Genomic DNA, 25,344 nt, shown 5'->3' on the forward strand with positions numbered 1-25,344 from the left:
GCGGCCCGTGCCGCGTGACGCAGCGGAACATGACCCGGCCCAGACCGGGCGAGGACGGAGGGGATCGACATGTGCGTAGTCTGTGGATGTGCCGGTGACGGCAGCCAGGTCAGTATCGAGGGGCATGGCCACGCCCATCCGGCGAACCCGTATTCGCCGGCGGCGCGCCGTGCGAAGCCGGCTTCGCGTGCAGCGGAACCGGTCGTTGCCGATCACGCCCATGTGAGCGTGGACCCGGCCAGCGGCGACCTGCACTTCGGCGCCGGCGCGGCCCGGGTGTCGGTGCCCGGCATGAGCCAGGCGCGCGCGATCCGGCTGGAAACCGACATCCTTGGCGAGAACGACCGCATCGCCGCGCGGAACCGCCAGCACTTCGCCTCGCACGGCGTGACCGCGTTCAATTTCGTGTCCAGCCCGGGTTCCGGCAAGACCACGCTGCTGTGCGCCACCATCGAGGCGCTGAAGGGCCGTGCGCCCGGCCTGCCGGTGTCGGTGATCGAGGGTGACCAGCAGACCGCCTTCGACGCCGACCGCATACGCGCCACCGGCGCACCGGCCATCCAGGTGAACACCGGCAAGGGCTGCCATCTGGACGCGCCCATGGTGGCCGAAGCCTTCACCCGGCTGCACCGCCACGATCACGGCGCGGCGCGCAGCCTGCTGTTCATCGAGAACGTCGGCAATCTGGTGTGCCCGGCCATGTGGGATCTGGGCGAGGCGGCCAAGGTGGCCATCCTGTCGGTGACCGAAGGCGAGGACAAGCCGCTGAAGTACCCGGACATGTTCGCCGCCAGCCGCGTCATGCTGGTGAACAAGGTCGATCTGCTGCCCTATCTGAAATTCGACGTCGAGCGCTGCATCGATTTCGCGCGCCGGGTGAATCCGGACATCGAAGTGATCCGCGTATCCGCCACCACCGGCGAAGGCATGGATGAATGGCTGGCCTGGATCGCCGCGCGCATGCAGCCGGCGCTTGCGCAGTCCGCAGCACAGCCGGTGCACACATCATGAACCCCGGCCTGCCGGCGGTGCTGGCCTGTGGCGCCTGGCTCAAGAACGCCGCCTGTCTGCTGGAGGACGGCCAGCCGCACTGGTCGCCGCTGCATGGTGACCTCGGCGATCCGGCCGCCTGTGTCGCGCTTGAGCGCTCGCTCGACGCGCTGCTCGAACAGTCGAACACCTCGCTGCAGGCGGTGGCGCACGACCTGCACCCGGATTTCCACAGCAGCCGGCTGGCGGTGGCGCTGGCCGAAAGGCTGGGCGTGCCGGCGGTCGGCGTGCAGCATCACCACGCGCACATCGCCGCGGTGATGGCCGAGCACGGCCTGACCGAACCGGTGGTCGGACTGGCGCTGGACGGCGTCGGCCTCGGCACCGACGGCCTGGCCTGGGGCGGCGAACTGCTGTGGGTGGCGCCCGGCGACTGGCGCCGGCTCGGTCATCTGTGGCCGCTGCGGCTGGCCGGTGGCGACGCCGCCGCGCGCGAGCCCTGGCGCATGGCGGCCGCGGCGCTGCAGGTGCTGGGTCGCGGCGACCAGATCGAGGCGCGCTTCGCGCCTGCGGTGGGCAGTGCCGCCGCGCGTACCGTGGCGCGCATGCTGGACACCGGCCTGAACAGCCCGCCCACCACCAGCACCGGCCGCTGGTTCGACGCCGCCGCCGGTGCGCTCGGCCTGAGCGTGCGCCAGTCGCACGAAGCCGAAGCCGCGATCGCGCTGGAAACCGCGGCGAAGCGCTGGTGCGCGCAGCACGGCGAACCGTCGCTCGATGTCGATGCACCGGCCGCCTGCAGCGAACAGCTGGATCTGCGCCCGCTGGTTGCGACTCTGTTCGACACGCCGGCGGACGCGGTCGACGCCGCGGCCGCCCGTTTCCATTTCGAACTGGCCGACGCGCTCGCGCAGTGGGCGCTGGAAGCGGCCGAAGTCACCGGCGTCGACACCGTCTGCCTCGGCGGCGGCTGTTTCATGAATGCGCTGCTCACCCGCCGGGTCACGCTGCGGCTGCAGCGGCGCGGCCTGCGCGTGCTGCGCCCGCAATCCACCTCCTGCGGCGACGCCGGTCTGGCCTGGGGCCAGGCCTGGGCGGTCGCGCAGCAGATCCTCATCGCCCCGCACACGCACTCGGAGATGCTGTCATGTGTCTAGCCATTCCCGCCAAACTGGTCGAACTGCGCGCGGACGAACGCGCGATGGTGAACCTCGGCGGCATCCGCAAGGAAGTGTCGATCGAACTGGTGCCGCAGGCGCAGGTCGGCGACTACGTCATCGTCCACGTCGGTCACGCCATCGGCATGATCGATCCGGACGAGGCCGAGCGCACGCTGGCGCTGTTCGGCGAAATGTCGGCGATGGCCGCAACGGAGTCCGCCGCATGAAATACATCGACGAATTCCGCGACGGCGACGTCGCCCGCCGCATCGCCGACCGCCTGGCCGACGAGGCACGCGGTGACCGCCAGTACAGCTTCATGGAGTTCTGCGGCGGCCACACGCACGCCATTTCGCGCTACGGCGTGAGCGAACTGCTGCCGGCCAATGTGCGCATGATTCACGGCCCCGGCTGTCCGGTGTGCGTGCTGCCGATCGGCCGGGTCGACATGGCGATCAGGCTGGCGCTCGAACATGAGGTGATCGTGTGCACCTACGGCGACACGATGCGCGTGCCGGCCTCCGACCAGCTGTCGCTGACCAAGGCCAAGGCGCGCGGCGGCGACATCCGCATGGTGTATTCGGCGGCCGACGCGCTCACCGTCGCGCGCGACAACCCGGAGCGTCAGGTGGTGTTCTTCGCCATCGGCTTCGAAACAACGACGCCGCCGACCGCGCTGGCCATCCTGCGCGCGCAGCGTGAGGGGCTGAAGAATTTCAGCGTGCTGTGCTGCCACGTGCTGACGCCGTCTGCCATCACCCACATTCTGGAATCGCCGGAAGTGCGCCAGTACGGCACGGTGCCGATCGACGGCTTCATCGGCCCGGCGCACGTGAGCATCGTCATCGGCGCTGCGCCCTACGAGCATTTCGCCGAGGAGTACCGCAAGCCGGTGGTGATCGCCGGCTTCGAGCCGCTGGACGTGATGCAGGCCATCCTGATGCTGGTGCGCCAGGTGAACGAAGGCCGCGCCCACGTCGAGAACGAATTCACCCGCGCGGTGGACCGCGACGGCAATCTGGCCGCGCAGCAGAAGGTGTCGGAGGTGTTCGAACTGCGGCCCAGCTTCGAATGGCGTGGCCTGGGCGAAGTGCCGTACAGCGCGCTGAAGATACGCCCGGCCTTTGCCGAGTTCGACGCCGAGCGCCGTTTCGATGTCGGCTACACGCCGGTGGCCGACAACAAGGCCTGCGAGTGCGGCGCCATCCTGCGCGGCGTCAAGAAGCCGACCGACTGCAAGATTTTCGGCACCGTGTGCACGCCGGAAAACCCGATCGGTTCCTGCATGGTGTCGAGCGAAGGCGCCTGTGCCGCGCATTACGCCTACGGGCGGTTCAAGGACATTCCGGTGGTGACAGCATGAACGCGAGAGACGACAGCAAGGGCGGCACCGTGCGCGCCGGCTATGTCCGGCCGCTGGATATCCGCAACGGCCGCATCGACATGGGCCATGGCGCAGGCGGTCGCGCAGCGTCGCAGCTGATCGAGGAGATTTTCCTCGCCGCCTTCGACAACCCCTTCCTGCGCCAGGGCAACGACGGTGCTTCGCTGGCCATTCCGCAGGGCGCTCGTCTGGTGATGGCGACCGACGCCCACGTCATTTCGCCGCTGTTCTTCCCTGGCGGCGACATCGGCGCGCTCAGCGTGCACGGCACGGTGAACGACGTGGCGATGATGGGCGCCACGCCGCTCTGGCTGTCGGCCAGCTTCATTCTCGAAGAGGGTTTTCCGCTGGCCGACCTGAAGCGCATCGTGCAATCGATGGCGGCCGCCGCGCGCGAGGCCGGCGTCGCGGTGGTGACCGGCGACACCAAGGTGGTGGAGCAGGGCAAGGGCGACGGCGTGTTCATCAGCACCACCGGCGTCGGCGTGGTGCCGCACGGCATCGACGTGTCGGGTGCGCACGCGCGGCCGGGCGACGTCATCCTGCTGTCGGGCACGGTGGGCGACCACGGCGTGGCGGTGCTGTCGCAGCGCGAATCGCTGGAATTCGAAACCACCATCGTGTCGGACACCGCGGCGCTGAACGGTCTGGTGGCCGACATGCTGGCCGCCTGTCCGGCCCTCCGCACGCTGCGCGACCCGACCCGCGGCGGTGTCGCGACCACGCTGAACGAGATCGCCCGCCAGTCCGGCGTCGGCATGCTGCTCGACGAAGCGGCGATCCCGGTGAAACCGGAAGTCGATGCCGCCTGCGAACTGCTGGGGCTGGACCCGCTCTACGTCGCCAACGAAGGCAAGCTGCTGGCCATCGTGCCGGCGGACCAGGCCGACAGCGTGCTGGCCGCGATGCGTGCCCACCCGCGCGGGGCGGACGCCGCGCGCATCGGTGTCGTGACCGAAGACCCGCACCACTTCGTGCAGATGAACACCCGCTTCGGCGGCCGCCGGGTGGTGGACTGGCTCAGCGGCGAACAGCTGCCGCGCATCTGCTGAACCGCGTGTTTTCTTCGCTGCTCGACGCGACGATGACCGCCGACCGCATCTACGCCAAGACCGAACGCGGTCGCAGCGAACTGCTGTCGCGCGCCAGCATGCTGCGCGGCCGTCTGCGCGCGGCGCTCATCGTGGTCAATGGCCGGGCGCCGCTGTCGGCGCTGCAGGAGGTGATCGGCGACGACGCGCAGGTGCTGCTGGACGAACTGGAACGGCTCGGCCATGTCGAGTCGGTGGACAGCGAACTGCCGGTGGCGGCCCATGAGCCTACCGACCCGGCGCTGGAAATGCGCCGCAGCGACGCGCTGCAGCGGCTGGCGCCGCATTTCGGGCCGGACGTCGGGCTGGTTGCGCGTCCGCTGCTGCAGGCGGCGGACGCCGACGCCTTCAATCGTGCGCTCGACCACATCGAATCCAAGCTGGCGCTCTACATGGGCCGCAAGGACGCCGCCCGTGCGCTGGCCGGCCTGCGCTTCGAACTCTGACATGCGCATCCTGCTGCTCTGCCACAGCTTCAACAGCCTGAGCCAGCGGCTGTACGCCGAACTGGCCGCGCTCGGCCACACGCTGTCGGTCGAGCTGGACATCGCCGACAGCGTGACCGAAGAGGCGGTCGCGCTGTTCCGGCCCGACCTGCTGATCGCGCCCTTCCTGAAGCGGCGCATTCCGGACAGCGTGTGGCGTGCGCTGCCCTGTTTCATCGTGCATCCGGGGCCGCCCGGTGACCGCGGCCCGGCCGCGCTGGACTGGGCCATTCTCGAAGGCCGCGCCGAATGGGGCGTCACCGTGCTGCAGGCCGACGGCGATTTCGACGCCGGCCCGGTGTGGGCGCACGCCGGCTTTCCGATGCGTGCCGCCTCCAAGGGCGCGCTGTACCGCGCCGAAGTGACCGAAGCCGCGGTGGCGGCCACGTTGCAGGCGCTGGCTCGCCACGCAGCGGGTGAACCTCCGCTCATGCTGCCGCCGCAGGCCGACGGCTGGCGCGGCGTGCTGCCGCAGGCGCGTCGCGCCATCGACTGGGCGCGTGACGACAGCGCCACCGTGCTGGCCAAGGTGCGCGCCTCTGACGGCCAGCCCGGCGTGGTGAGCCGGCTGTGTGGCGTGGCGGTCCGGCTGTACGACGCGCATCCGGCCACGGCGGCCGCGTGGGCCGGTCTGAACGGCGCCCCCGGTGAGCCGCTGGCGCGGCGCGACGACGCGCTGCTGTGCCGCACGGTCGATGGCGCGGTGTGGCTGGGGCGCGTCGCGCGGCTCGACCGCACCGTGAGCATCAAGCTGCCGGCCGTGCTCGCGCTGGCCGATGAAACCGCCGCCCTGCCCGAACGCGTGGCGCCGCTCACGCGCGCCGACGACGAGTGGGCGGAGCTGCGCTACGCCGAACACGGCGCACCGGGCGCGCGGGTCGGCGTGCTCAGTTTCGACTTCTGCAATGGCGCGATGTCCGCCGCGCAGTGCGCGCGGTTGCGCGACGCGCTGGTCGAGGTGAAGCGGCGCGACACGCAGCTGCTCATGCTGGCCGGCGGCGCCGGCTTCTTCAGCAACGGCATCGACCTCAACACCATCGAGCACGCCACCCACCGCGACGGCGACAGCGCGGCCGACGCGTCCTGGCGCAATATCAACGCGATGAACGACGTGGCGCTGGAAATCCTGACCACCACCGACCGGCTCACCGTATCGCTGCTGCGCGGCAATGCCGGTGCTGGCGGCGCCTTCCTCGCGCTGGCCGCCGACCAGGTGTGGGCCGGGCGCGGGGTCATGCTGAACCCGCACTACAAGAACATGGGCAATCTGTACGGCTCGGAGTACTGGACCTATCTGGCGCCGAAGCGGCTGGGCGCCGACGGCGCGCGCGCGCTGATGCAGCGCCGTCTGCCGCTGTCGGCGCCGGAGGCTGCGCGCATCGGCTTCATCGACCGCTGCATCGACGGCCCGCCGGCGGCCCTGCTCGATGCCGCGCTGCAGGAGGCCTGCGCGATGGCCGCGTCGTACAATCTTCGCGACGCGCTCGCGCGCAAACAGAAGACGCGGGCCGCCGACGAAGCCGCCCGCCCGCTCGCCGACTACCGGCAGGAGGAACTGGCCCGCATGCACCGCAATTTCTACGGCTTCGACCCCAGTTACCACGTCGCGCGCCACCACTTCGTGCACCGGCTGCCGCACGCCTGGACGCCGCGCCATCTGGCAGTGCACCGCGAGGTGGCAGCGCGATGAACGCCGGTCTGCGCCTGCCCACCGTGCTGGTGGTCGACGACGAAGTGCGCTCGCAGGACGCGATGCGCCGCACGCTGGAAGAGGATTTCGTCGTGCTCACCGCCAGCGGTGCCGACGACGCGCGCACCCAGCTCGAGCGGCACGAGGTGAACGTCATCCTGTGCGACCAGCGCATGCCCGGCCTGACCGGCGTCGTGTTCCTTAAAGAGGTGCGCGAGCGCTGGCCGGACATCGTGCGCATCGTCATCTCCGGCTACACCGACTCGGAAGACATCATCGCCGGCATCAACGACGCCGGCATCTACCAGTACATCCTGAAGCCCTGGGTGCCGGACCACCTGCTGGCCACCGTGCGCAACGCCGCCGAGGCGCAGACGCTGCAGCAGGAAACCGCCCGCCTCGACCTCGAACTGCGCACCGCCACGCCGGTGCTGCGCCAGCGCGCCGCGCACAAGCTGGAGCGCGCACGCCGCACCTTCGGCTTCGACCGCATCGAGCGCGCCGCCGGCAGCCCGATGGACAGCGTGTGCGAAATGGCCGCACGGGTCGCGCGCTACGACCTGTCGGTGCTGGTGCTGGGCGAATCCGGCACCGGCAAGGAGCTGCTGGCGCGCGCCATCCACTACGCCAGCCCGCGCGCCAACGGCGCTTTCGTGGTGGAGAACTGCGCGGCGATACCGGAGACGCTGCTCGAATCCGAACTGTTCGGCCACAAGCGCGGCGCCTTCACCGGCGCCTATGAAGACCACATCGGCCTGTTCCAGCGCGCCGACGGCGGCACCGTGTTCCTCGACGAAATCGGCGAAACCTCGCCCGCCTTCCAGGTGCGCCTGCTGCGCGTGCTGCAGGAAGGCGAAGTGCGGCCGGTGGGTGGTACCCGCGCGGTGCCGGTGGATGTGCGCGTGATCGCCGCCACCCACCGCGACCTCGAACAGCGGGTGCGTGAGGGCCTGTTCCGCGAGGATCTGTATTACCGCGTCGCCGGCGCCACCTTCACCGTGCCGCCGCTGCGCGAGCGGGTGGGTGACATCGAGCCGATCGCCCGCCGCGTGGTCGACGAGGTCGGCATCGAACTGGGCCGCCCCGGTGCCTCGCTGACCGACGAGGCCATGGCCTGCCTGATGGGCTACCCGTGGCCGGGCAACATCCGCGAGCTGCGCAACGAACTGGCGCGCGCACTGGCGCTGAGCGACAGCGAGCGCATCGAGGCGCAGTCGTTGTCGCAGCGCGTGCTGCACGGTCAGGCCGGCCTGACCGCCACCGCCAGCGCCGCCGCCCTGCCCGCCAGCGGCACTCTGGCCGAACGCCTCGACGCCATCGAAGCCATGGTGCTGCGCGAAACCCTGCTCCGCCACCGCTGGAACAAAACCCGCGCCGCCAAGGAACTCGGCCTGTCCCGCGTCGGCCTCAGAGGCAAGATGGTCAGATTTGGACTTGAGGGGTGAGGCAGGGGTTTCGCGAGGCACTGCCTCGCGCCTGCCGAACCGGCCGGCTGTGCAAAGCCGGCAGTGGGGCAAGGCAGGGGTTTCGCGAAGCACCGCTTCCCGCCCACCGAACCGGCCTGCAAGCGTTTCCGTGGGAGCGGTGCCCTCGCCGCGATGTGGCCTGGGCAATGCGTCAGTGCATGATCCGAAGCTGCCATCGCGGCGAGGGCGCCGCTCCCACAGGTCTCGCGCCCGCCTTGCTACAGTGTGGGTTCAGCATGAACACGACGACGAATGAGTTGAGCACCCGGCGATGAGCACCCCCTTCACCGTTCTATGGCTGCAGTCCGGTGGCTGCGGCGGCTGCAGCATGTCGCTGCTGTGCGCCGACACCGACGATTTCCACGGCCAGCTGCGCGACGCCGGCATCGACCTGCTGTGGCACCCGTCGCTGTCGCTGGACAGCGGTGACGACGTGGTGGCGCTGCTCGGCCGCGTTCTCGACGGCACGCAGCCGCTGGACGCGCTGTGTGTCGAGGGCTCGCTGCTGCGCGGGCCGAATGGCACCGGCCGTTTCCACATCATGGCCGGCACCGGCCTGCCCATGATCGACTGGGTGCGCAAGCTCGCCGCGAAGGCACGCCACGTGATCGCCATCGGCAGCTGTGCCGCCTGGGGCGGTGTCACCGCGGGCGGCGACAACCCGACCGATGCCTGCGGCCTGCAGTACGAGGACGACGCACGCGGCGGCCTGCTCGGCGCGGATTTCCATGCCGGCGCCGGCCTGCCGGTGATCAATGTTGCCGGCTGCCCGACCCATCCCAGCTGGGTGCTGGATACCCTCATGGCGCTCGCTGCCGGCAGCTTCGGCGCCGCCGACCTCGACACGCTGGGCCGGCCGCGCTTCTATGCCGACCAGCTGGTGCACCACGGCTGCACCCGCAACGAGTACTACGAATTCAAGGCCAGCGCCGAAAAGCCCTCGGACCTCGGCTGCATGATGGAACACATGGGTTGCAAGGGCACGCAGGCGCACGCCGACTGCAACACCCGGCCGTGGAACGGCGAAGGCTCCTGCACCCGCGGCGGCTATGCCTGCATCAGCTGCACCGAACCCGGCTTCCAGGAACCCGGCCACCCCTTCCACGCCACGCCCAAGCTCGCCGGCATTCCGATCGGCCTGCCGACCGACATGCCCAAGGCCTGGTTCGTCGCGCTGGCTTCGCTGTCGAAGTCGGCCACGCCGAAGCGGGTGAAGGTGAATGCGGTATCGGACCACGTGGTGGTGCCGCCGGTGGCGAGAAGGACGCGCCTGAAGTGACCCGCCTCCTCGTCGGACCCTTCAACCGCGTCGAGGGCGATCTCGAAGTGACACTGGACGTCGCCGATGGCCGGGTCGCGTCGGCGCACGTGAATGCGCCGATGTACCGCGGCTTCGAGCAGATCCTGCGCGGGCGCGAGCCGCATGACGCGCTGGTGTATGTGCCGCGCATCTGCGGCATCTGTTCGGTGTCGCAGTCGGTGGCGGCGGCGCGGGCACTGGCGGCGCTCGGCGACATCACGATGCCGGACAACGGCCGCCACGTGACCAACGTGATCCTGGCCACTGAAAATCTGGCTGATCACCTGACCCATTTCTATCTGTTCTTCATGCCGGATTTCGTGCGACCGGTGTATGCCGGCCGGCCCTGGCATGACGAGGCGGTGCGCCGCTACACGCCGAGCACCGGCGAGCGGGTGCGCGCCGCGATCGCTGCGCGCCAGCGCTGGTTCACGCTGCTCGGCACGCTGGCCGGCAAGTGGCCGCACACCCAGAGCATCGACCCGGGCGGCTCGACCCGCGCGGTCGACGCGGCAGAGAAGGTGCGGCTGCTGGCGCGGGTGCGCGAGTTTCGCCGCTTTCTCGAAACCCACACCTATGGCGCGCCGCTGGAAGCGGTGGTCGCACTCGACTCGGAAGCGGCGTTCGACGACTGGGTGGCGCGCGACCCGCTGGGCAGCGATCTGCGTTTCTTCGCCACGGTGGCGCGCGACACCGCGCTGGCCACGCTGGGCGCCGGTCCCGGCCGCTATCTGAGCTACGGCGCCTATCCGCAGCCGGACGGCAGCACCGCGCTCGGGGCTGGCGTGTGGCAGGGCGGCGCGCTGTCGCCGGTCGATGCCGCAGCCATCCGCGAAGACGCCACCCACGCCTGGCTCAGCGACGCCGGCGGGCCGCAGCACCCGGGTTCCGGTCTCACTGTGCCTGAGCCGGACAAGCCGGGCGCCTACACCTGGAACAAGGCGCCGCGGCTGGCCGGCGAGGTGGTGGAAACCGGCGCCATCGCGCGCCAGCTGGCGAGCGGCCACCCGCTCATCGTCGATCTGGTGGGCCGGCATGGCGGCACCGTCTATACCCGCGTGGTGGCCCGCCTGCTCGAATTGGCGCGCGTCGTCACCCTGATGGAAGACTGGCTGCGCGCGCTGCGGCCGGGCGAGCCCTTCTGCACGCCAGGCCCGCTGCCGGACGAAGGCATCGCGGCCGGCCTGTCTGAAGCCGCGCGCGGCAGCCTGGGTCACTGGATTTCGGTGCGCGACGGCCGCATCGCCAACTACCAGATCGTGGCACCCACCACCTGGAATTTCTCGCCGCGCGACGCCGACGGCCGGCCCGGCGCGCTGGAATCGGCGCTCGAAGGTGCGCCGGTGCGCGACGGCGAAACCACGCCGGTGGCGGTGCAGCACATCGTGCGGTCTTTCGATCCGTGCATGGTGTGCACGGTGCACTGAAGCTGGGGGCGGAAAGTGACGGGTCGAACCGGGTGCCGGATCGCGCCATAACAATGTGGCGCGATTTTCTTTTTTGTGCCAATATTTTGGCGCGATAAATGGATTGCGCCACTGAAATGCCCCGATCCCGCTCGTCCATCGTTCCAGACACGCTCGCCGCGCTGATCGCCCGCCATCCGGAGGGCATCGGTGTGGAGGGCCTGCTGCGCGCGCTCGGTGACGGCGTGGCGCGGCGCACGCTGCAGCGCCGGCTGTCCGGACTGGTCGCGCAGGGCTGCGTCCTGACGCGCGGTGAGGCGCGCGCGCTGAAGTATTTCCCGGCGCCCGCCGGCGCCGCGCTGATGGCGATGGAGCCTTCGCCGCCGGCCGCGCCGGCTCCCTACGTGACCTTGTCCGCCGAGGGCGCCGAGCTGCGCGATCTGGTGCGCCGGCCCCTGCACCTGCGTCGCCCGGTCGGTTACGACATCGCCTTCGTCGAGCGCTATCGCGCCAATGACACCTTCTATCTGCCCGAGCCACTGCGCGCGCAGCTGCATGTGCTCGGTCGCTCGCCGGTCGGCGAGGCGGCGGCGGGCACCTTCGCGGGCGACATCCTGAACCGGCTGCTGATCGACCTGTCCTGGGCCTCGTCGCGGCTGGAGGGCAACACCTATTCGCGGCTCGACACCGAACGCCTGATCGAACTGGGCGAGATCGCCGACGGCAAGGACGCGCTCGAGACGCAGATGATCCTGAATCACAAGGCGGCGATCGAGTATCTGGTACATGGCGCCAGCCGCATCGGCGTCGATCGCGAAACGCTGCTGTCGCTGCACGCGCTGCTGTCCGATGGCCTGCTGCGCGATCCGCAGGCCGGCGGCCGGGTGCGCAGCCGTGCGGTCGAGATCAGCGGCTGCGTGTATCGGCCGCTCGCACTGCCGCAGCAGCTCGAGGAGCTGTTCGGCATCGTCACCGACATCGCCGCCGACATCGAAGACCCGTTCGAGCAGGCCTTCTTCCTGATGGTGCATCTGCCCTATCTGCAGCCCTTCGAGGACGTGAACAAGCGGGTGTCGCGGCTGGCCGCCAACATTCCGCTGATCCGCACCAATCTGTGCCCGCTGTCCTTCATCGACGTGCCGCAGCAGGCCTATGTCGATGCGATGATCGCGGTCTATGAGCTGAACCGCATCGAGCTGCTGCGCGATGTGTTCGTACAGGCCTATGCGCGTTCGTGCCAGCAGTACGTTGCCGTCAAGCAGCAGCTGGTGCCGCCCGACACCTTCCGCCTGCGTCACCGAAAGGCGCTGACCGAAGCGGTGCGCGCGGTCGTGCTGGGCGGGCTGCCGGCGAATGCCGTGACGGCACGCACCGTGATACCAGCCGCCGTGGCGGCAGCAGACAGGGCCCGTTTCGCCGAGCTGGTGCTGCAGGAGTTCCGCTCGCTGCATGCGGGCAATGCCGTCCGCTTCGGGCTGCGCCCGCTGGAATTTGCCGACTGGCTGGCGGCGCATGGCCCGTCAATCGACACGACCTTATCGGAGTCATGACATGCAGCGCTTCACCATTTCCCTCGACGACCAGCTGGCCGCCCAGTTCGACGACTGGATCGCGCAGCGCGGCTACGGCAACCGCTCGGAGGCGGTGCGCGACCTGTTCCGCGCCGAGCTCGACCGCTCGCAGCAGCAGACCGGCAGCGCCACCCACTGCGTGGCTTGCCTTTCTTATGTGTTCAACCACCACGAACGCGATCTGGCCGAGCGGCTCACCAGCCTGCAGCACGCGCACCACGACCTCACGGTGTCGACCATGCACGCCCACCTCGACCACGACCACTGTCTGGAAACCGTCCTGCTGAAGGGAGAGATCGCAGTGGTGAAAGCCTTCGCCGACGCGGTGTGCGCCGAGCGCGGCGTGCACCACGGCAAGGTGAACCTGATCGCGGTCGAAATGGACGCCCATCACCACCACGCCGGCCCCGCCGGGCACCGCTACACCCGGCGCCACGCCGCCGGCGGCGGCGCAGGGCATGTGCATGTGAAGCCGGTGACCTGATAAGTCAGCACAGCGTAGTCAGTCATGGCACCGGGTTTCCTCCTGCTGCTGACCCTTGTCTTTCTGTCCGCACTGGCGCCTGTCGTGGGTGCCGTTGCGATCGGCTGCCTGTTCTTTCCGGCTACCACGCCGCTCGCTGCGACGCTCATCCGGTCTGGGGCGGGTGGCGCTGTACTGGCCATGGCGGCGGCCGGCCTGTCCGTGCAGACCGGCGGTGCCCTGGGCGCAGGTGACACGATGATCATGGTTTCAGCCGGGTTCACCGCGGGCGCACTGAGCGGCGGACTGTTCCATCTGATCATGTCCCGGCGGCGGGCCAGGGCCAATTGACGGCCGCAAGCGGTGCAGCCGCAGCATGAACTGAAGCGGCAGCGCGCTGACCGCTTCCTGTGCGCAGGTCTGCGCCAAGCCCCTGATTCGTCGTGTGCGAAGCGCTGGCACGCTTCTCGCGTATGAAGACTCGACACTTCTTCATACAACGACGCCATGAACCACTCCGGGACGAATACCGCACCGCGCCGCAGGCCGGCCCCCGCACGACGACATTTGCTGCCCGCGCTGTGCCTGCCCCTTGCGGGTGCCTGGGGCACCGCGCTGGCGCACGAGGCGGCGCCGGCCGCGCACCACGTCGACCCGGTGACGGTCGAGGGCCACTATGACAACGCGGTCGGCACGTCGGACGCCGCCAGCCAGGGCACGGCCACCGCGCGACTGATCGAGAACCGCCCCACCCAGCGCCCGGCTGAGGTACTGGAATTCGTGCCCGGTCTCATCGTCACGCAGCACAGCGGCGGTGGCAAGGCGAACCAGTACTTCCTGCGCGGCTTCAACCTCGACCACGGCACCGACTTCGCGACCTGGGTCGGCGGCATGCCGGTGAACATGCCCACCCACGCGCATGGCCACGGCTATGCCGACCTGAACTGGCTCATTCCGGAACTGGTCGAGCGCATCGACTACCGCAAGGGCCCGTATTTCGCCGAGGACGGCGATTTCTCGTCCGCCGGTTCGGCCCGGCTCAAGCTGCGCGACCGCACCGCCTACGGCACGGCCGAAGCCACGCTGGGCGGTGACGGCTACCGGCGCGGCCTGCTGATGAACGCGCACGCCGTCGGCGCCGGCACGCTGCTGTACGCGCTCGAAACGTCGAGCGCCGACGGCCCGTGGCAGAACCCGGAAGATTTCCGCCGCATCAACGGCGTACTGCGCTACACGCTGGGCGAGGGGGCCGACACCACTTCGGTCACCGCCATGGCCTACAGCGCGCGCTGGGATTCCACCGACCAGATTCCGCTGCGCGCGCTGCGGGCCGGCCAGCTTGACCGCTACGGCGCGGTCGACCCGACCGATGGCGGCAAGACCCAGCGCTACAGCCTGTCGCTCGACGGCCAGCGCCTGCGCGACGACGGCGTGCTGCGCTTCAGCGCCTACGCCATCCGCTCTGAACTCGATCTGTGGTCCAACTTCACCTACGCGCTGGAAAACCCGGTCGACGGCGACCAGTTCAGGCAGTCGGAACAGCGTTCGGTATTCGGTTTCGCACTGAGCCGCAGCTGGGACGGCCAGTTGGCCGGCCGGGCCATGACCAACACGCTGGGCGTGCAGATGCGCCACGACCGGCTGGCGCCGGTCGGCCTGTACTCGACCGTGGCGCGCGCCACCACCGGGGTCATCCAGGAAAGCCGGGTGCGTCAGACCAGCGTCGGCCTGTACGGCGAGAACAGCGTGCAATGGACGCCCTGGCTGCGCAGTCTGGCCGGCCTGCGCATCGATCGCTTCCAGTTCGACGTCGCCAGCTCGATCGCCGCCAACAGCGGCGACACCTCGGACCACATCGCTTCGCCCAAGCTGTCGCTGGTGTTCGGGCCGTGGGCCGACACCGAGTACTTCGTGAACTACGGCCAGGGCTTCCACAGCAACGACGCGCGCGGCACCACCGCGCGGCTCACCGCCAAGGGCGGCCTGCCGGCCGATCCGGTCGATGCGCTGGTGCGCACCCGCGGCGGCGAACTGGGCGTGCGCAGCGAAGTGCTGCCCGGCCTGCAGAGCTCGCTCGCGCTGTGGACGCTGAAGCTGGATTCCGAACTGCTGTTCGTCGGCGACGCCGGCGAAACCGAGCCCAACCGCGCCAGCCGGCGCAGCGGCATCGAGTGGAACAACCGCTGGACGCCGCGCCCCTGGCTGCTGCTCGACCTCGACGTCGCGCTGTCGCGCGCCCGCTTCACCGACCGTGACCCGGCCGGCGACCACGTGCCGGGCGCCGCCGGCACCGTGCTGGCAGCCGGCGTGAGCCTGACCGAAGACAACCCGCTGGCCGCCGGCTGGTTCGGCCACGTGCAGCTGCGCCACGTAGGCGCCCGCGCGCTGATCGAGGACAACTCGGTGCGCTCCGACCCGACCACGCTCACCGTGCTGCGCGTCGGCTACCGCGTGCGGCAGGACCTGCGCGTCATGCTCGACGTGTTCAACCTGTTCGACCGCCGCGACAACGACATCGAGTACTTCTATACCTCGCGTCTGCCGGGCGAGCCGCTGGCCGGCACCGACGACCGCCACATCCACCCGGTCGAGCCGCGCAGCCTGCGGCTGACGGTGAATGCGCGGTTCTGAGCGGGCTTCGCGGCGCAGGCGTTACGGAACGAACCTGCGCTTGATCGAACGCCGCATCGCGGCGAGGGCGCCGCTCCCACGAGAACCGGCACCACTGCCTGCTCAGACTCTGTGGGAGCGGCGCCCCCGCCGCGATTGGATCGTGGAACAGAGACTCCGGTGAGTCGTACGCCGCGCCCACCGGGTGACGGCCGCGCGTGTCTGGTGGGAGCGGCGCCCTCGCCGCGATGGCTGCGGTGAAAAGAAGCGGGCGCGTCGCTTACTCGTCCACCACCCTCACCTTCACATAGCGCCCCTTCACCATGCCGCCGTCCAGCCTGAGCACCGCCTCTTTCGCGATGCTGCGGTCGACCGCGACGAAGGTGAGGTAGTCGGTCACGTCGATGCGGCCGATCTGTTCGCGGGCGAAGCCGGCGTAGGCGGTGAGGGCGCCGAGCACGTCGCCCGGACGGATCTTTTCCTTGCGGCCGCCGAGTATCTGCAGCGTGGCCATCGGCGGCACCAGTGGCGCCTCGCTGGCCGGGCTGAGATCGGCCAGCGCGCCCCATTCCAGCGGCCGGCCCTCGGCCTGTTCGATACGCTGCGCGCGCACCTGCTCGAAGGGCGCCACCAGCGACCAGGCGGCGCCTTCCGCGTCGCCACGGCCGGTTCGGCCGATGCGGTGCACGTGCACTTCCGGGTCCGGCGTCAGTTCGACGCTGATCACCGCGTCCAGCCCGGCGATGTCCAGCCCGCGCGCGGCCACGTCGGTCGCCACCAGCACCGACACGCTGCGCTGGGCGAAGCGCAGCAGCGCGCGGTCGCGGTCGCGCTGTTCCAGATCGCCCGACAGTTCGATCGCCTCGATGCCGGCGGCCTGCAGCGCGCTCACCACCTCGCGGCAGCGCCGCTTGGTGTTGCAGAAGGCGATCGTGCTCACCGGCCGGTAATGACGCAGCAGCGCCAGCACCGCGGCCGGGCGCTGCGCCTCGTCCACCTCGAAGAAGCGCTGGCGTATGGTCTGTTCGGCGTGCCGGGTTTCCACCTCGATACGCTGCGGCGTGCGCATGAACTGCGCGGCCAGCCGCTCGATGCCGTCCGGAAAGGTGGCCGAGAACAGCAGGGTCTGCCGATCGCGCGGGCACTGGCGGGCGACCGCGGCGATGTCATCGACGAAGCCCATGTCCAGCATGCGGTCGGCTTCGTCCAGCACCAGGGTGTTGATGCCGCGCAGGTCGAGCGAGCCGCGTTCGAGGTGGTCGAGCAGACGGCCGGGTGTGCCGACGATGACGTGTGCGCCGTGCGACAGGCTGTCGACCTGCGGGCCGATCTTGGTGCCGCCGCACAGCGTGAGCACCTTGATGTTGTCGGTGCCGCGCGCCAGCCGGCGCACTTCCTTGGCCACCTGGTCGGCCAGTTCGCGGGTCGGGCACAGCACCAGCGCCTGCGGCGCGAACCAGCGCGTGTTCAGCTTCGCCAGCAGCGGCAGTGCGAAGGCGGCGGTCTTGCCGCTGCCGGTCTTCGCCTGCGCGATCAGGTCGCGGCCGGCCAGCGCCACCGGCAGCGCAGCGGCCTGCACCGGCGTCATGGCGTCGAAGCCCAGCGTCTTCAGGTTGGCGAGGGTGGCGGGCGACAGTGGCAGGCTGTCGAAGGCGGTATCGGGGGAGGGGGATGCGGCAGAGGTCATGCCGGATTATCCGCGATCCGGCGCCGCCGCGCCGCTGTTTGACGGCCGCCGCCCGGAGCGGGGCTCCGGGACGGCTGCAGCGCGCGCGGCGGTGTCGCTCAGCGGATGACGCCGCAGGCGACGCGTGCGCCGCCACCGCCCAGCGGGGCCGGGTGGTCGGCGTGGTTGTCGCCCCCGGCGTGCACCATCAGCGAACGGCCGGCCACATCGGCAGCGGTCAGCCGGGGGGCGAGCACCGGGGTGGTCGCGTTGCCGGCGGCATCGACATACAGCGGCGGCAGGTCGCCCAGATGGCCTTCGCCCCAGGGCGCGCCATGCACATTGCTCGCCTTCGGGTCGTAATGACCGCCGGCGCCGAGCGCCGGCACCCGCTTGCCGTCCTTTTCCGCGCTGTCGCAGCTCGGGTTCTGATGCACGTGGAAGCCGTGCAGACCGGGCGCCAGACCCTGCAGCGCCGGCGTGAACACCAGGCCGTAGCGGCTTTCGGAAATCGTCACGCTGCCGACCGGCACGCCAACGCCTTTGTCATCCACCAGATTCACCTGCACGACGGTGTCGGCACAGGCCGCGCCGGCGGCCATCAGCATCAGCACCAGGGCTGTCTTCTTCATCGGGTCATCTCCTGTTGTACGCACTGTGGTTGGACACGGTAGCGTGCCGTGCGCCTGTTCTGATCATAGTGTCATGGCGGCGAAGCGGGCGGAGAAAGCGGTGCGAGACGCCGGCGCAGCAGCGCGGCCACCATGACCGCCACCACCGCACCGTTGAGCAGGCAGAGCACGATGGCCAGCGGGGCGCGGGTGGCGATCACCTGCTGCAGCTCGAACGGCAGGTAGATCGCCCCGCCCACCGCCGCCAGCGTTTCCGCCCACGCCCGGCCGTGGTACAGCCCCCAGGCTTCGGCCAGCCGCAGCGCGGCATAGGCGGCCGCGCCGGCGGCCAGCTGCAGCAGGTGCGGATCATCGAGGCGGCTGGCCGCGTCGATGAAGATGCGCGGGTAATGCGATGCGGGATTCAGGTGCGCGTGCGCGACCAGCGTCGCCGCCAGTGCATGCACGTCATGGTGCAGCAGCGCCAGCACGCCGCTGCCGGCCAGCAGCACGACCGCGCCCTTGAAGCCTTCGAACAGCGCGATCAGGCGGACGGTGCGGCCAGCGTGCGCGCTCACGGCGCTAGAAAATGGCGTAGGCGATGACCGAACAGATCGCCGCCATCGCCACCAGGCCGAACAGGAAGAGGCTGTCGACCGCGACCCGCAGCCGCCGTCGCAGCACCGGCCGCCGGGTCTTGAACGACCAGAAGGCAAGGCATGAACAGCTCACGAACACCAGCGCGTCGATGGCCAGCAGGTCGTCGCCCACGGTCTGCACCTGGGTCTGCGACGCGATCAGCCGCAGCAGGCCGATCGCGGTCAGGCACACGCCCACCATGCCGGCGGACACGGTGAACACGTGCATGGTCAGTTCGTGGTCGCGGATTTCCTTGTCGTGCGGGGCGGTCATGGCGCGGCCATCATACCGGGCGTGTCCGCGGGCGGTGTGGCGCCACTGTATCCGCGTGTCAGGCGGCGGCCGCGCCGAGCGCGGCGACGAACTGGCGGCCGGTGAGCGACTGCGCCTGGGCGAAGCCGCCGACCCAGCGCGCCGAATCGACGGTGATCAGCAGCAGCGAGAAGTCGGCGAAGGAGAACAGCGGCTCGGCGTCCGGCAGCCGCGCCAGATAGGTCGCGCGCGCGTCGGCATGTTCCGGCACGTCCGGCGGGCAGGGCGCTGCCTGCCCGCGCACGCTGAGCCGGGGCAGCGCAAGCGGCGACACCTCGGGCGTAGCCGGCGCGGTCACCATCAGCGCGACCGCCGGGTGGGCCTTCATGTCCGCGGTGTGGGTGGCCAGCGCGCTCACATGGATGATGAAGCGGCCGTCCGGCAGCAGCGCGTACGGCACCATGGACACCGCCGGGTCACCGCGGTGCAGCGTGGCGAGTGTGGCCACCGGCTGGCTGGCCAGCAGCTGGCGCAGGGCTGCGGTCTGTTCGGCATTCATGGCGCCGGATTGTGGCACGGGCGGCGCCGGTCAACGCCGCGCCGGCCTCAGCCCGGAATCTCCGGCTCGACCAGCGTGGCGAGCTGGGCCAGCGATTCCTGCCAGCCGAGGTGGCACATTTCCAGCGGAATCGGCTCCGGTATACCCGCCTGCTCCACCTTCAGCTCGGTGCCGCACAGCACCGGGCGCAGCGTCACCGTCACTTCCAGCACGCCCGGCAGATTCGGGTCGTCGAACACGTCGGTGTAGCGGATCAGGCTGTCCGGCACCAGTTCGAGGTATTCGCCGCTGAAGCCGTGGGCCTGGCCGTTCGAGAAGTTGCGGAAGGACATGCGGAAACGGCCGCCTACGCGCGCGTCCAGCTCATGGACGGTGCAGGTGAAGCCGTAGGGCGGCAGCCATTTCGCCAGCGCGTCGGCGTCGGTGAAGGCGCGCCACACGCGGTTCGGCGGTGCGCGGAACACCCGGTGCAGATGGATGGTGCGGGACATGGTTCATCTCCTCGTGTGAAGGGGCCGGGCTGAAGCCGGCGACATCGGGTCGACGAAAGTGCAGGCCCGAAATCGACAGTCCGCCGGCGGCGACCAGCGGTGAAAGATCCACCTGCCTAGCAGACTGCCCGGTCGAGCAGCACCACGTCCGGCAGATGGGCCAGCACCTCGTCATAGCGCGCGTAACGTTCCAGCACCTCGGTCACCACCGCCAGCGGCTCGGCCCAGATTTCCGGCAGGTCGCGCTCGGCCGGTTCGTGGATCGAGAAGGCGAGCGCCTCCACCGGCGGGCTGAAGCGCGCGTCCACGCCCGGCTTGTTGCCGCGCGCATCCAGCCGGTACCAGCCGTGGTCGCTCAGGAACACCGCGTTGAGGCCGTGCAGGCAGTAGGGTGCGCCGTGGTCGCCGACCGACAGCCGCTGGTAGCACAGCCCGGCCGGAATGCCGTTCGCCCGCAGCAGCGCTGCCAGCAGATGGCTTTTCGCGTAGCAGTAGCCGGTGCGATGCTGCAGCGCGTCCGAGGCCCGGCAGGTCACCGGGTTCAGGCGGAAGTCGACGCTGTGCCGGATGTCGTCCCGCACGAATTCGAAACAGCGCTGGACCAGCGCGTGTTCGGAATCCGCACCGGCGGCGAGGCTGCGTGCGCGGGCCTGCACCTCGGGATGATCGAAGTCGATGTAGCGGCTGGCGGCGAGAAAGGCGTGCATCGTGTGAGCGGGCCGGTGGCCGGGATGGGTGAGCGGCCGGTCATTCTGGCAGGTGTCATGCTGCGGCAGGGCGGGACGCGCTCAGTCGGCCCGGCTCGCCGGCACCCGGTAGCGCAGTTCCGCGAAACCGCTGCCCATCTGCCGCACCGCAAGCAGCTGCAGAGGCGGCTGGGTGAGCCGGCGTGGAAACAGCGGTTTGCCGGTGCCGAGCGTCACCGAGCCGACCTGCACGATGATTTCGTCGAGCAGGCCGGCGTCGTGGAACTGCCCGGCCAGATCGCCGCCGCCGACGATCCAGATGTTCCGGTCTCCGGCCGCCGCGCGCATGGCGGCATGTACCGGCCGCACGTCACCGCTGACAAAGCGCAGATCGGCGCCCGGTATCGTGGGCAGCGTGCGACTGGAGAACACCCACGCCGGCTGTTCATACGGCCACGGCGATCCGGTTTCCGCCGCGACCGTCTCGGCGTGCCGCAGCATCCACTCGTAGGTGGACGACCCCATCGCCAGCGCACCCACGCCGGCGATGAATGCCGGGTAGCCGGTGTCATCGATGTCGCCGAGCGGGAACAGCCAGTCGATCGAATCGTCTTCGGTGGCGATGAAGCCATCGAGACTGCTGGCGGTGTAGTACTGGGTTTTCATTCGAATGGCTGGCCGGTGATGGGTGACGTTCAGGGGGTATGGGTCCGGCGCCGGGTCATTGTGCGCGGCCTCATACTCGCAGCAGGCCGCGGAAGCCGCGGGCCGCGTAATAGGACTGGGCGCCATTGTGATAGACGAATACCCGGCCGTAGCGGCGGTCGCCGAACAGTGCGCCGCCGAGGCTGCGCACGTCCTCAGGCGTGTCGATCCAGCTCGACGTCCTGAGGTCGAACGTCCCCAGGGTCTGCAGCTGGCGGTACTGCGCTTCGTCGAGCAGCGCCACCCCCATCTCGCGCGCCCTTTCAACCGCACTGCCCGCAGGCCGGTTTTCCTTGCGCGCATCCAGCGCCTCGCGGTCGTAGCACAGGCTTCTGCGGCCGGACGGGCTTTCTGCCGAGCAGTCGCAGAACACGTACTGCCCTGAGGCCTCGTCGTAGCCGATCACGTCCGGCTCGCCGCCCGAGGCCTCCATCTGCAGCAGAGACCCGAGCGCGGCCGGCGCGGCGTCGAGTCGGGCCAGTACCGCGTCCCAGGCATGTCCCGTGTGCCGGTCCGGATGCTGGTCGAAGCGATTCTTCAGGGTGTGGAGCAGCAGATCCCGTTCCTGTGGCGTCATCGGATTCCCCGGCGTGGTTCAGGTGGAAGGGGCAGGCGCCGCCCGGCAGTACCAGGCATGCATGAGGCCGGCCTGATAGAACTGCACCGGCGCATCGAAGCCGGCGGACGCGATCAGCGCCTCCACGCGCCGGCCCGGCAGGATGGCCACGTCCCTGTCGTAGGCCTCTCGCATCTGCTGCACGCGGTCAGGCGAGAGGTCGGCCCCCGCCATCGTGCGCAGCCACACCTCCAGCAGGCCGGCGTAATGCGGCGCCCCGGTGTCCGAAGCCAGATCGGACGTGACCAGCACGCCGCCCGCCTTGAGCCGGCTTGCAATCTCCCGGAAGAACGCGCCGCGTTCGTGAGGATCGAGCAGGAACTGCGACACCAGCAGCGAGGCCGCGCAGTCGAACGGCTCGCCGGCCGGCAGCGATTCGAGATAACCGGTGTGGACGGTGCAGCGGTCGCTGAAGCCGTGCTGCGCCGCGCGGGCCCTCGCAACCTCCGCCATGCCCGGAGACGGCTCTACCGCCACGAATGACCATTCCGTAAACCGCTCGGCGAGAAACTGGATCTCGGCACCCGTGCCCGCACCCACGCACAGCATGCGCGCGTCCTGCGGCAGACGGGTGAAGACCGACGCCATCAGCAGATGAATGCCGTCCCTGAACGGCGCCAGCTTCGCCCACTGCTGATCGTAGGTGCCGGCCTGCCGGTCGAACGTGGATTCAAGCTGGGTGCGGTTCATGGATGAGGGGCGAAGGGTGGGAGGTGGGGCGGGGACGTCCAACGTTTGACATGTGAGGCAGCACCCGGCTTGTCAGGGCATGTCCTCTCGATGAGAGGGTTGGGCGTCATTTTCATCGCGAACCGACTTGTCAGAGGGTTTGGAACCAAGGCGCCCTCAATCGCACAGCGCAAAAACAAGAAACTGGAACCTGTCTGGATCTCTCCGCTAAAGCGTTTCCCCCTGCTTTTGTGCTGGCAGCGAGGTCGACTGGAATATGCCGGTTTTCGGAATCTGGATCGCCGAAGCCAACGACGCAGCTGTGCTCAATGAGGCTTGAAGCTACTCGATCCAGTGCCGCCGGCAACTCTGAATGCTTACAACTGGGGCCACCGAATCTGCTTTCGGTGATATGCCAAAGGAACAGCAGATCGCGACGCGCTTCGTTCGTGAGCACATGTAGCCAGATTTGCTCTTGCTCCGATGGCCAACTAGGGAAGTTCATGACGCACAACGATTGACGTGAGGGAATTGTTAGGCGTCATGATTTGCGTCGCACATTGCCCGTGCATTGATGAGCCCAAGATGCCAATATTAAAGACGCGGGTGTCAAAATTTCGGGAGCGACATCCTGAACGTTATCTCCATATCGAATCTCGTTCGGGAACTTTGAAGCGCCATGCCTTTCGGCCTCAATGATTGTTCCCATGTCTATTTGGTGAATGTTGTATGGAATATTTAATTTTCGTATTTCTGTTCCGGAATGCCACTGGTCATCAAAAATTTTCATTTCGAACTCATAGGATTCGACATCGGCGAGTAGTGCTTGAAGGTCGTGCCCACGGCTTTTGATTTCAAGTGTGGGTTTGCCCGCCAGTTCAAGGAGAGCTTTCAAAGACAGCTCCATTGAGAGGCGACTTAGATAGATGACTGTTCTGCGAGCCTCCGGTGTTTCGAGCCCTTGATTGAGAAGTGCTGTCGACACATCGGTAAGATTTTTTGCGAAATTTAAATCGTACTGAGGCATGGCGATTCTAGAATGTCAAGCTGAAAGATGGGTGTGCTTATTGACAATTGAGGGCGGGCATTCCGTCAACCAATATATATCTCACCACTCTTGGGTTTGATTGTTCATCAACGGCCAAAGAAACAGTCACGTTTTTCCCGTCCTGAAGACCTCTAAATGAAGTGACTGTCAAGGTTCCATCTGTCTTGCTTGTATCGACCAAGTCGTAGTTTCGAAGCAAATCCATCGTTGCTTGCAGCGTCTCGGTCGGTGTCTTGCACAAGAATGAGTTTGCAATGTAAGCATCACTCATGCGCTTGTCTTGTCTAGTGGACAATATTGAGAATGGCTTGTATGACCAAGTCTTAGTGACGTAGCTCGGAAAGGCTTCGGTTGAACTACTTTTCTGGCGAACAGAAGGGTTGCCAGTTTGTGGTGAGTTATTGGCTTCAATTTTTTTGCAAGCGTTCAAAATTGCTGACGCTGTTGCAGCATTAGTAGACATCACTGGGGAGTCCCGAAGATCCCAAACGCCTCTTGCAATGTTCGTCATGTTTTCTATCGCTAACAGGCTGGTTAGGCATTTATCAAAGTTCGGAATGATCTTTGACTGAGATAGAAAATTAATCTCCTTTTTTACATGAGCCACAAATTTCTCAGGTTTCCCATTGCAGGAAAACGGCAGTTGACCGAATACTAGATCAGGGGCATTAGTTTTTATGTAGCAAATTGCATTCTGTTGTTGGACTTGGTCAACAACTGCAGTCGCATTTTCAATGGGCGTGAGTGCAAATCCAAGAAGCAGAAGTTTTTTCATTGTTTTTCAGCTTAAGATAAAAATGCTGTAGAAATACCCCGTTCCGGCGCATGCGGTTGCTGCCGGCTTTGGCCGGTTCGAAGTCGTTCATCGTCATTTCAGTCTTGCGATCTTCGTTTCATCGCCGTCTCCTGTCTTCAGCCGTTGTCCGTGACTGGTGTGATGCCGTCGTCGTGATTTGTCCGTAAGCTTACCTAGTTCGCGTATCCGTGGTGCCCAAGCTTCTTGATGTTGTGCACCAGGCAGTACAGCTTCCATTGCCCATCCACCTTCTCCCGCCCGCGCAGCGTGAAGCGGGAGAGGGGCTTGTTGTGCCGCAGATTGCCGAACACCGGCTCGACGGTGGCGAAGCGCGCGGGGATCATCTGGCGCGCTTTGTCCGCATCGATGCGCTGCTTCATCTGATCGGTATGAAACTGCTGCTCGACTCGGCTGCTCACCATTCCCGGCATCGGGCTGCTCACTGCCACCGCGATGGTGGCGGCCACCGGTGGCTCGGTCAGTCACTTCAGGGATGCCCGCCACTTCGCGAGCTGGTTCGGGCTCACGCCACGCGAACACTCGTCGGGATTGACCCGCAAGCTCGGACGCATCTCGAAGCAGGGCGACAAGTATCTGCGCATGCTGCTCACGCACGGCGCGCGCGCCTGACTCAGAGCCGCCACGCTCGCCGCCAGGGCCGACCGTTAGCTGGACGCGCTACGCCAGTGGGCGGTGAATATCCAGGCGCGTACCCACCACAACAAGGCCGCGTGCGCGCTAGCCAACAAGCTCGCACGCATCTGCTACAGCGTGCTGCGCGATGCCACCGCCTACGGTGACCCCCAACCCCGGCTGGCAAGAAAGGCAGACCGGGCTTCGTTCGCTGTGGCTCCCTGAGCAGAGTCACCCCCTCCCGCCACCGCTTGCCACGAGACAGATCGCCCATCCTGGCCAACCGGGTCACACCCACGGGGACGAACGCCGATAACTCTTCCGGCAGCGAAATGCGTGCCGTTTGTATCGATTGGC

Annotated in this window: 27 protein-coding genes and 1 pseudogene; 15 read left to right on the forward strand and 13 right to left on the reverse strand. The window is 68.0% G+C overall.

What is annotated here, in order from left to right; all coding sequences use genetic code 11:
- The first annotated feature begins 69 nt into the window (after positions 1-69).
- From hypB to METUNV2_RS0100295, 14 genes are all read left to right on the forward strand, one after another.
- Positions 70-1,011 carry a hydrogenase nickel incorporation protein HypB gene (hypB, locus tag METUNV2_RS0100230; RefSeq protein WP_018227504.1) on the forward strand — a complete coding sequence of 314 codons (942 nt, stop codon included), beginning with the start codon at positions 70-72 and terminating at the stop codon, positions 1,009-1,011.
- Positions 1,008-2,147: a Kae1-like domain-containing protein gene (locus METUNV2_RS0100235; protein ID WP_018227505.1), complete on the forward strand. Its 1,140-nt coding sequence runs from the start codon at positions 1,008-1,010 to the stop codon at positions 2,145-2,147. Before hypB ends, METUNV2_RS0100235 begins: the two co-directional genes overlap by 4 nt.
- Positions 2,138-2,377: a HypC/HybG/HupF family hydrogenase formation chaperone gene (locus METUNV2_RS0100240; RefSeq protein WP_008063444.1), complete on the forward strand. Its 240-nt coding sequence runs from the start codon at positions 2,138-2,140 to the stop codon at positions 2,375-2,377. Before METUNV2_RS0100235 ends, METUNV2_RS0100240 begins: the two co-directional genes overlap by 10 nt.
- Positions 2,374-3,513 carry a hydrogenase formation protein HypD gene (hypD, locus tag METUNV2_RS0100245; RefSeq protein WP_018227506.1) on the forward strand — a complete coding sequence of 380 codons (1,140 nt, stop codon included), beginning with the start codon at positions 2,374-2,376 and terminating at the stop codon, positions 3,511-3,513. The genes METUNV2_RS0100240 and hypD overlap by 4 nt, the downstream gene beginning before the upstream one ends.
- The gene (gene hypE / locus METUNV2_RS0100250; protein WP_018227507.1) at positions 3,510-4,586 is read left to right on the forward strand and encodes a hydrogenase expression/formation protein HypE; all 1,077 of its coding nucleotides are present in this window, start codon (positions 3,510-3,512) and stop codon (positions 4,584-4,586) included. The genes hypD and hypE overlap by 4 nt, the downstream gene beginning before the upstream one ends.
- Positions 4,587-4,591: 5 nt before the next feature.
- Positions 4,592-5,071, forward strand: a complete 480-nt coding sequence (locus METUNV2_RS0100255) for a hypothetical protein (protein ID WP_018227508.1) — start codon at positions 4,592-4,594, stop codon at positions 5,069-5,071.
- A 1-nt stretch (position 5,072) separates the two neighbouring features.
- Entirely contained in the window at positions 5,073-6,800 is a 1,728-nt protein-coding gene (locus tag METUNV2_RS0100260; RefSeq protein ID WP_036271153.1) for an enoyl-CoA hydratase-related protein, read from the forward strand.
- Positions 6,797-8,245 (forward strand): sigma-54-dependent transcriptional regulator, encoded by a 1,449-nt coding sequence (locus METUNV2_RS0100265; protein ID WP_018227510.1) that lies wholly within the window; start codon positions 6,797-6,799, stop codon positions 8,243-8,245. Before METUNV2_RS0100260 ends, METUNV2_RS0100265 begins: the two co-directional genes overlap by 4 nt.
- A 292-nt stretch (positions 8,246-8,537) precedes the next feature.
- The gene (locus METUNV2_RS0100270; protein ID WP_018227511.1) at positions 8,538-9,545 is read left to right on the forward strand and encodes a HupU protein; all 1,008 of its coding nucleotides are present in this window, start codon (positions 8,538-8,540) and stop codon (positions 9,543-9,545) included.
- The gene (locus METUNV2_RS0100275; protein ID WP_018227512.1) at positions 9,542-10,993 is read left to right on the forward strand and encodes a nickel-dependent hydrogenase large subunit; all 1,452 of its coding nucleotides are present in this window, start codon (positions 9,542-9,544) and stop codon (positions 10,991-10,993) included. The genes METUNV2_RS0100270 and METUNV2_RS0100275 overlap by 4 nt, the downstream gene beginning before the upstream one ends.
- A 116-nt stretch (positions 10,994-11,109) precedes the next feature.
- Positions 11,110-12,522, forward strand: coding sequence for a Fic family protein (locus METUNV2_RS0100280; protein WP_018227513.1), 1,413 nt, complete (start codon positions 11,110-11,112; stop codon positions 12,520-12,522).
- 1 nt (position 12,523) lies between these two features.
- Complete coding sequence (nikR, locus tag METUNV2_RS18735; RefSeq protein ID WP_018227514.1) at positions 12,524-13,027, forward strand: nickel-responsive transcriptional regulator NikR; 504 nt, start codon at positions 12,524-12,526, stop codon at positions 13,025-13,027.
- A gap of 24 nt (positions 13,028-13,051) precedes the next feature.
- Positions 13,052-13,357: a hypothetical protein gene (locus METUNV2_RS0100290; protein WP_018227515.1), complete on the forward strand. Its 306-nt coding sequence runs from the start codon at positions 13,052-13,054 to the stop codon at positions 13,355-13,357.
- A 156-nt stretch (positions 13,358-13,513) separates the two neighbouring features.
- Positions 13,514-15,637 carry a TonB-dependent receptor gene (locus tag METUNV2_RS0100295; RefSeq protein WP_026187742.1) on the forward strand — a complete coding sequence of 708 codons (2,124 nt, stop codon included), beginning with the start codon at positions 13,514-13,516 and terminating at the stop codon, positions 15,635-15,637.
- A gap of 259 nt (positions 15,638-15,896) precedes the next feature.
- Here the strand turns inward: METUNV2_RS0100295 and dbpA are convergent, their stop codons facing one another.
- The 13 genes and pseudogenes from dbpA to METUNV2_RS0100350 all read right to left on the reverse strand — a co-directional run.
- Positions 15,897-17,303: an ATP-dependent RNA helicase DbpA gene (gene dbpA, locus METUNV2_RS0100300; protein WP_018227517.1), complete on the reverse strand. Its 1,407-nt coding sequence runs from the start codon at positions 17,301-17,303 to the stop codon at positions 15,897-15,899.
- Positions 17,304-17,401: 98 nt separating this feature from the next.
- Positions 17,402-17,914, reverse strand: a complete 513-nt coding sequence (gene sodC / locus METUNV2_RS0100305) for a superoxide dismutase family protein (protein WP_018227518.1) — start codon at positions 17,912-17,914, stop codon at positions 17,402-17,404.
- Positions 17,915-17,985: 71 nt separating this feature from the next.
- Positions 17,986-18,471: a DUF2127 domain-containing protein gene (locus METUNV2_RS0100310; protein ID WP_018227519.1), complete on the reverse strand. Its 486-nt coding sequence runs from the start codon at positions 18,469-18,471 to the stop codon at positions 17,986-17,988.
- A 4-nt stretch (positions 18,472-18,475) separates the two neighbouring features.
- The gene (locus METUNV2_RS0100315; RefSeq protein ID WP_018227520.1) at positions 18,476-18,805 is read right to left on the reverse strand and encodes a hypothetical protein; all 330 of its coding nucleotides are present in this window, start codon (positions 18,803-18,805) and stop codon (positions 18,476-18,478) included.
- Positions 18,806-18,863: 58 nt separating this feature from the next.
- Entirely contained in the window at positions 18,864-19,343 is a 480-nt protein-coding gene (locus tag METUNV2_RS0100320) for a HugZ family pyridoxamine 5'-phosphate oxidase (protein ID WP_018227521.1), read from the reverse strand.
- A 47-nt stretch (positions 19,344-19,390) separates the two neighbouring features.
- Entirely contained in the window at positions 19,391-19,834 is a 444-nt protein-coding gene (locus METUNV2_RS0100325) for an SRPBCC family protein (protein ID WP_018227522.1), read from the reverse strand.
- A 116-nt stretch (positions 19,835-19,950) separates the two neighbouring features.
- Complete coding sequence (locus METUNV2_RS0100330) at positions 19,951-20,541, reverse strand: transglutaminase-like domain-containing protein (RefSeq protein ID WP_018227523.1); 591 nt, start codon at positions 20,539-20,541, stop codon at positions 19,951-19,953.
- Positions 20,542-20,622: 81 nt separating this feature from the next.
- The gene (locus tag METUNV2_RS0100335) at positions 20,623-21,186 is read right to left on the reverse strand and encodes a dihydrofolate reductase family protein (RefSeq protein WP_018227524.1); all 564 of its coding nucleotides are present in this window, start codon (positions 21,184-21,186) and stop codon (positions 20,623-20,625) included.
- A 70-nt stretch (positions 21,187-21,256) separates the two neighbouring features.
- Positions 21,257-21,802, reverse strand: a complete 546-nt coding sequence (locus tag METUNV2_RS0100340) for a DUF4256 domain-containing protein (RefSeq protein ID WP_018227525.1) — start codon at positions 21,800-21,802, stop codon at positions 21,257-21,259.
- A gap of 18 nt (positions 21,803-21,820) precedes the next feature.
- Complete coding sequence (locus tag METUNV2_RS0100345) at positions 21,821-22,531, reverse strand: class I SAM-dependent methyltransferase (protein WP_018227526.1); 711 nt, start codon at positions 22,529-22,531, stop codon at positions 21,821-21,823.
- Between the two features lie 520 nt (positions 22,532-23,051).
- The gene (locus METUNV2_RS19765; protein WP_157281229.1) at positions 23,052-23,537 is read right to left on the reverse strand and encodes a hypothetical protein; all 486 of its coding nucleotides are present in this window, start codon (positions 23,535-23,537) and stop codon (positions 23,052-23,054) included.
- A gap of 37 nt (positions 23,538-23,574) precedes the next feature.
- A complete protein-coding gene (locus tag METUNV2_RS19770; RefSeq protein WP_157281232.1) occupies positions 23,575-24,333 on the reverse strand; it encodes a hypothetical protein in 759 nt (252 codons plus the stop codon).
- Between the two features lie 194 nt (positions 24,334-24,527).
- A pseudogene (locus METUNV2_RS0100350) lies at positions 24,528-24,746 on the reverse strand (transposase); the annotation flags it as partial.
- A gap of 61 nt (positions 24,747-24,807) precedes the next feature.
- On the opposite strand from METUNV2_RS0100350, the gene METUNV2_RS20060 reads away from it, so the two are divergent.
- Complete coding sequence (locus METUNV2_RS20060) at positions 24,808-24,984, forward strand: transposase (protein WP_018227528.1); 177 nt, start codon at positions 24,808-24,810, stop codon at positions 24,982-24,984.
- Positions 24,985-25,344 lie beyond the last annotated feature (360 nt).

The organism is Methyloversatilis universalis EHg5, assembly GCF_000378945.1.
GTDB classification, from domain to species: Bacteria; Pseudomonadota; Gammaproteobacteria; order Burkholderiales; family Rhodocyclaceae; genus Methyloversatilis; species Methyloversatilis universalis_A.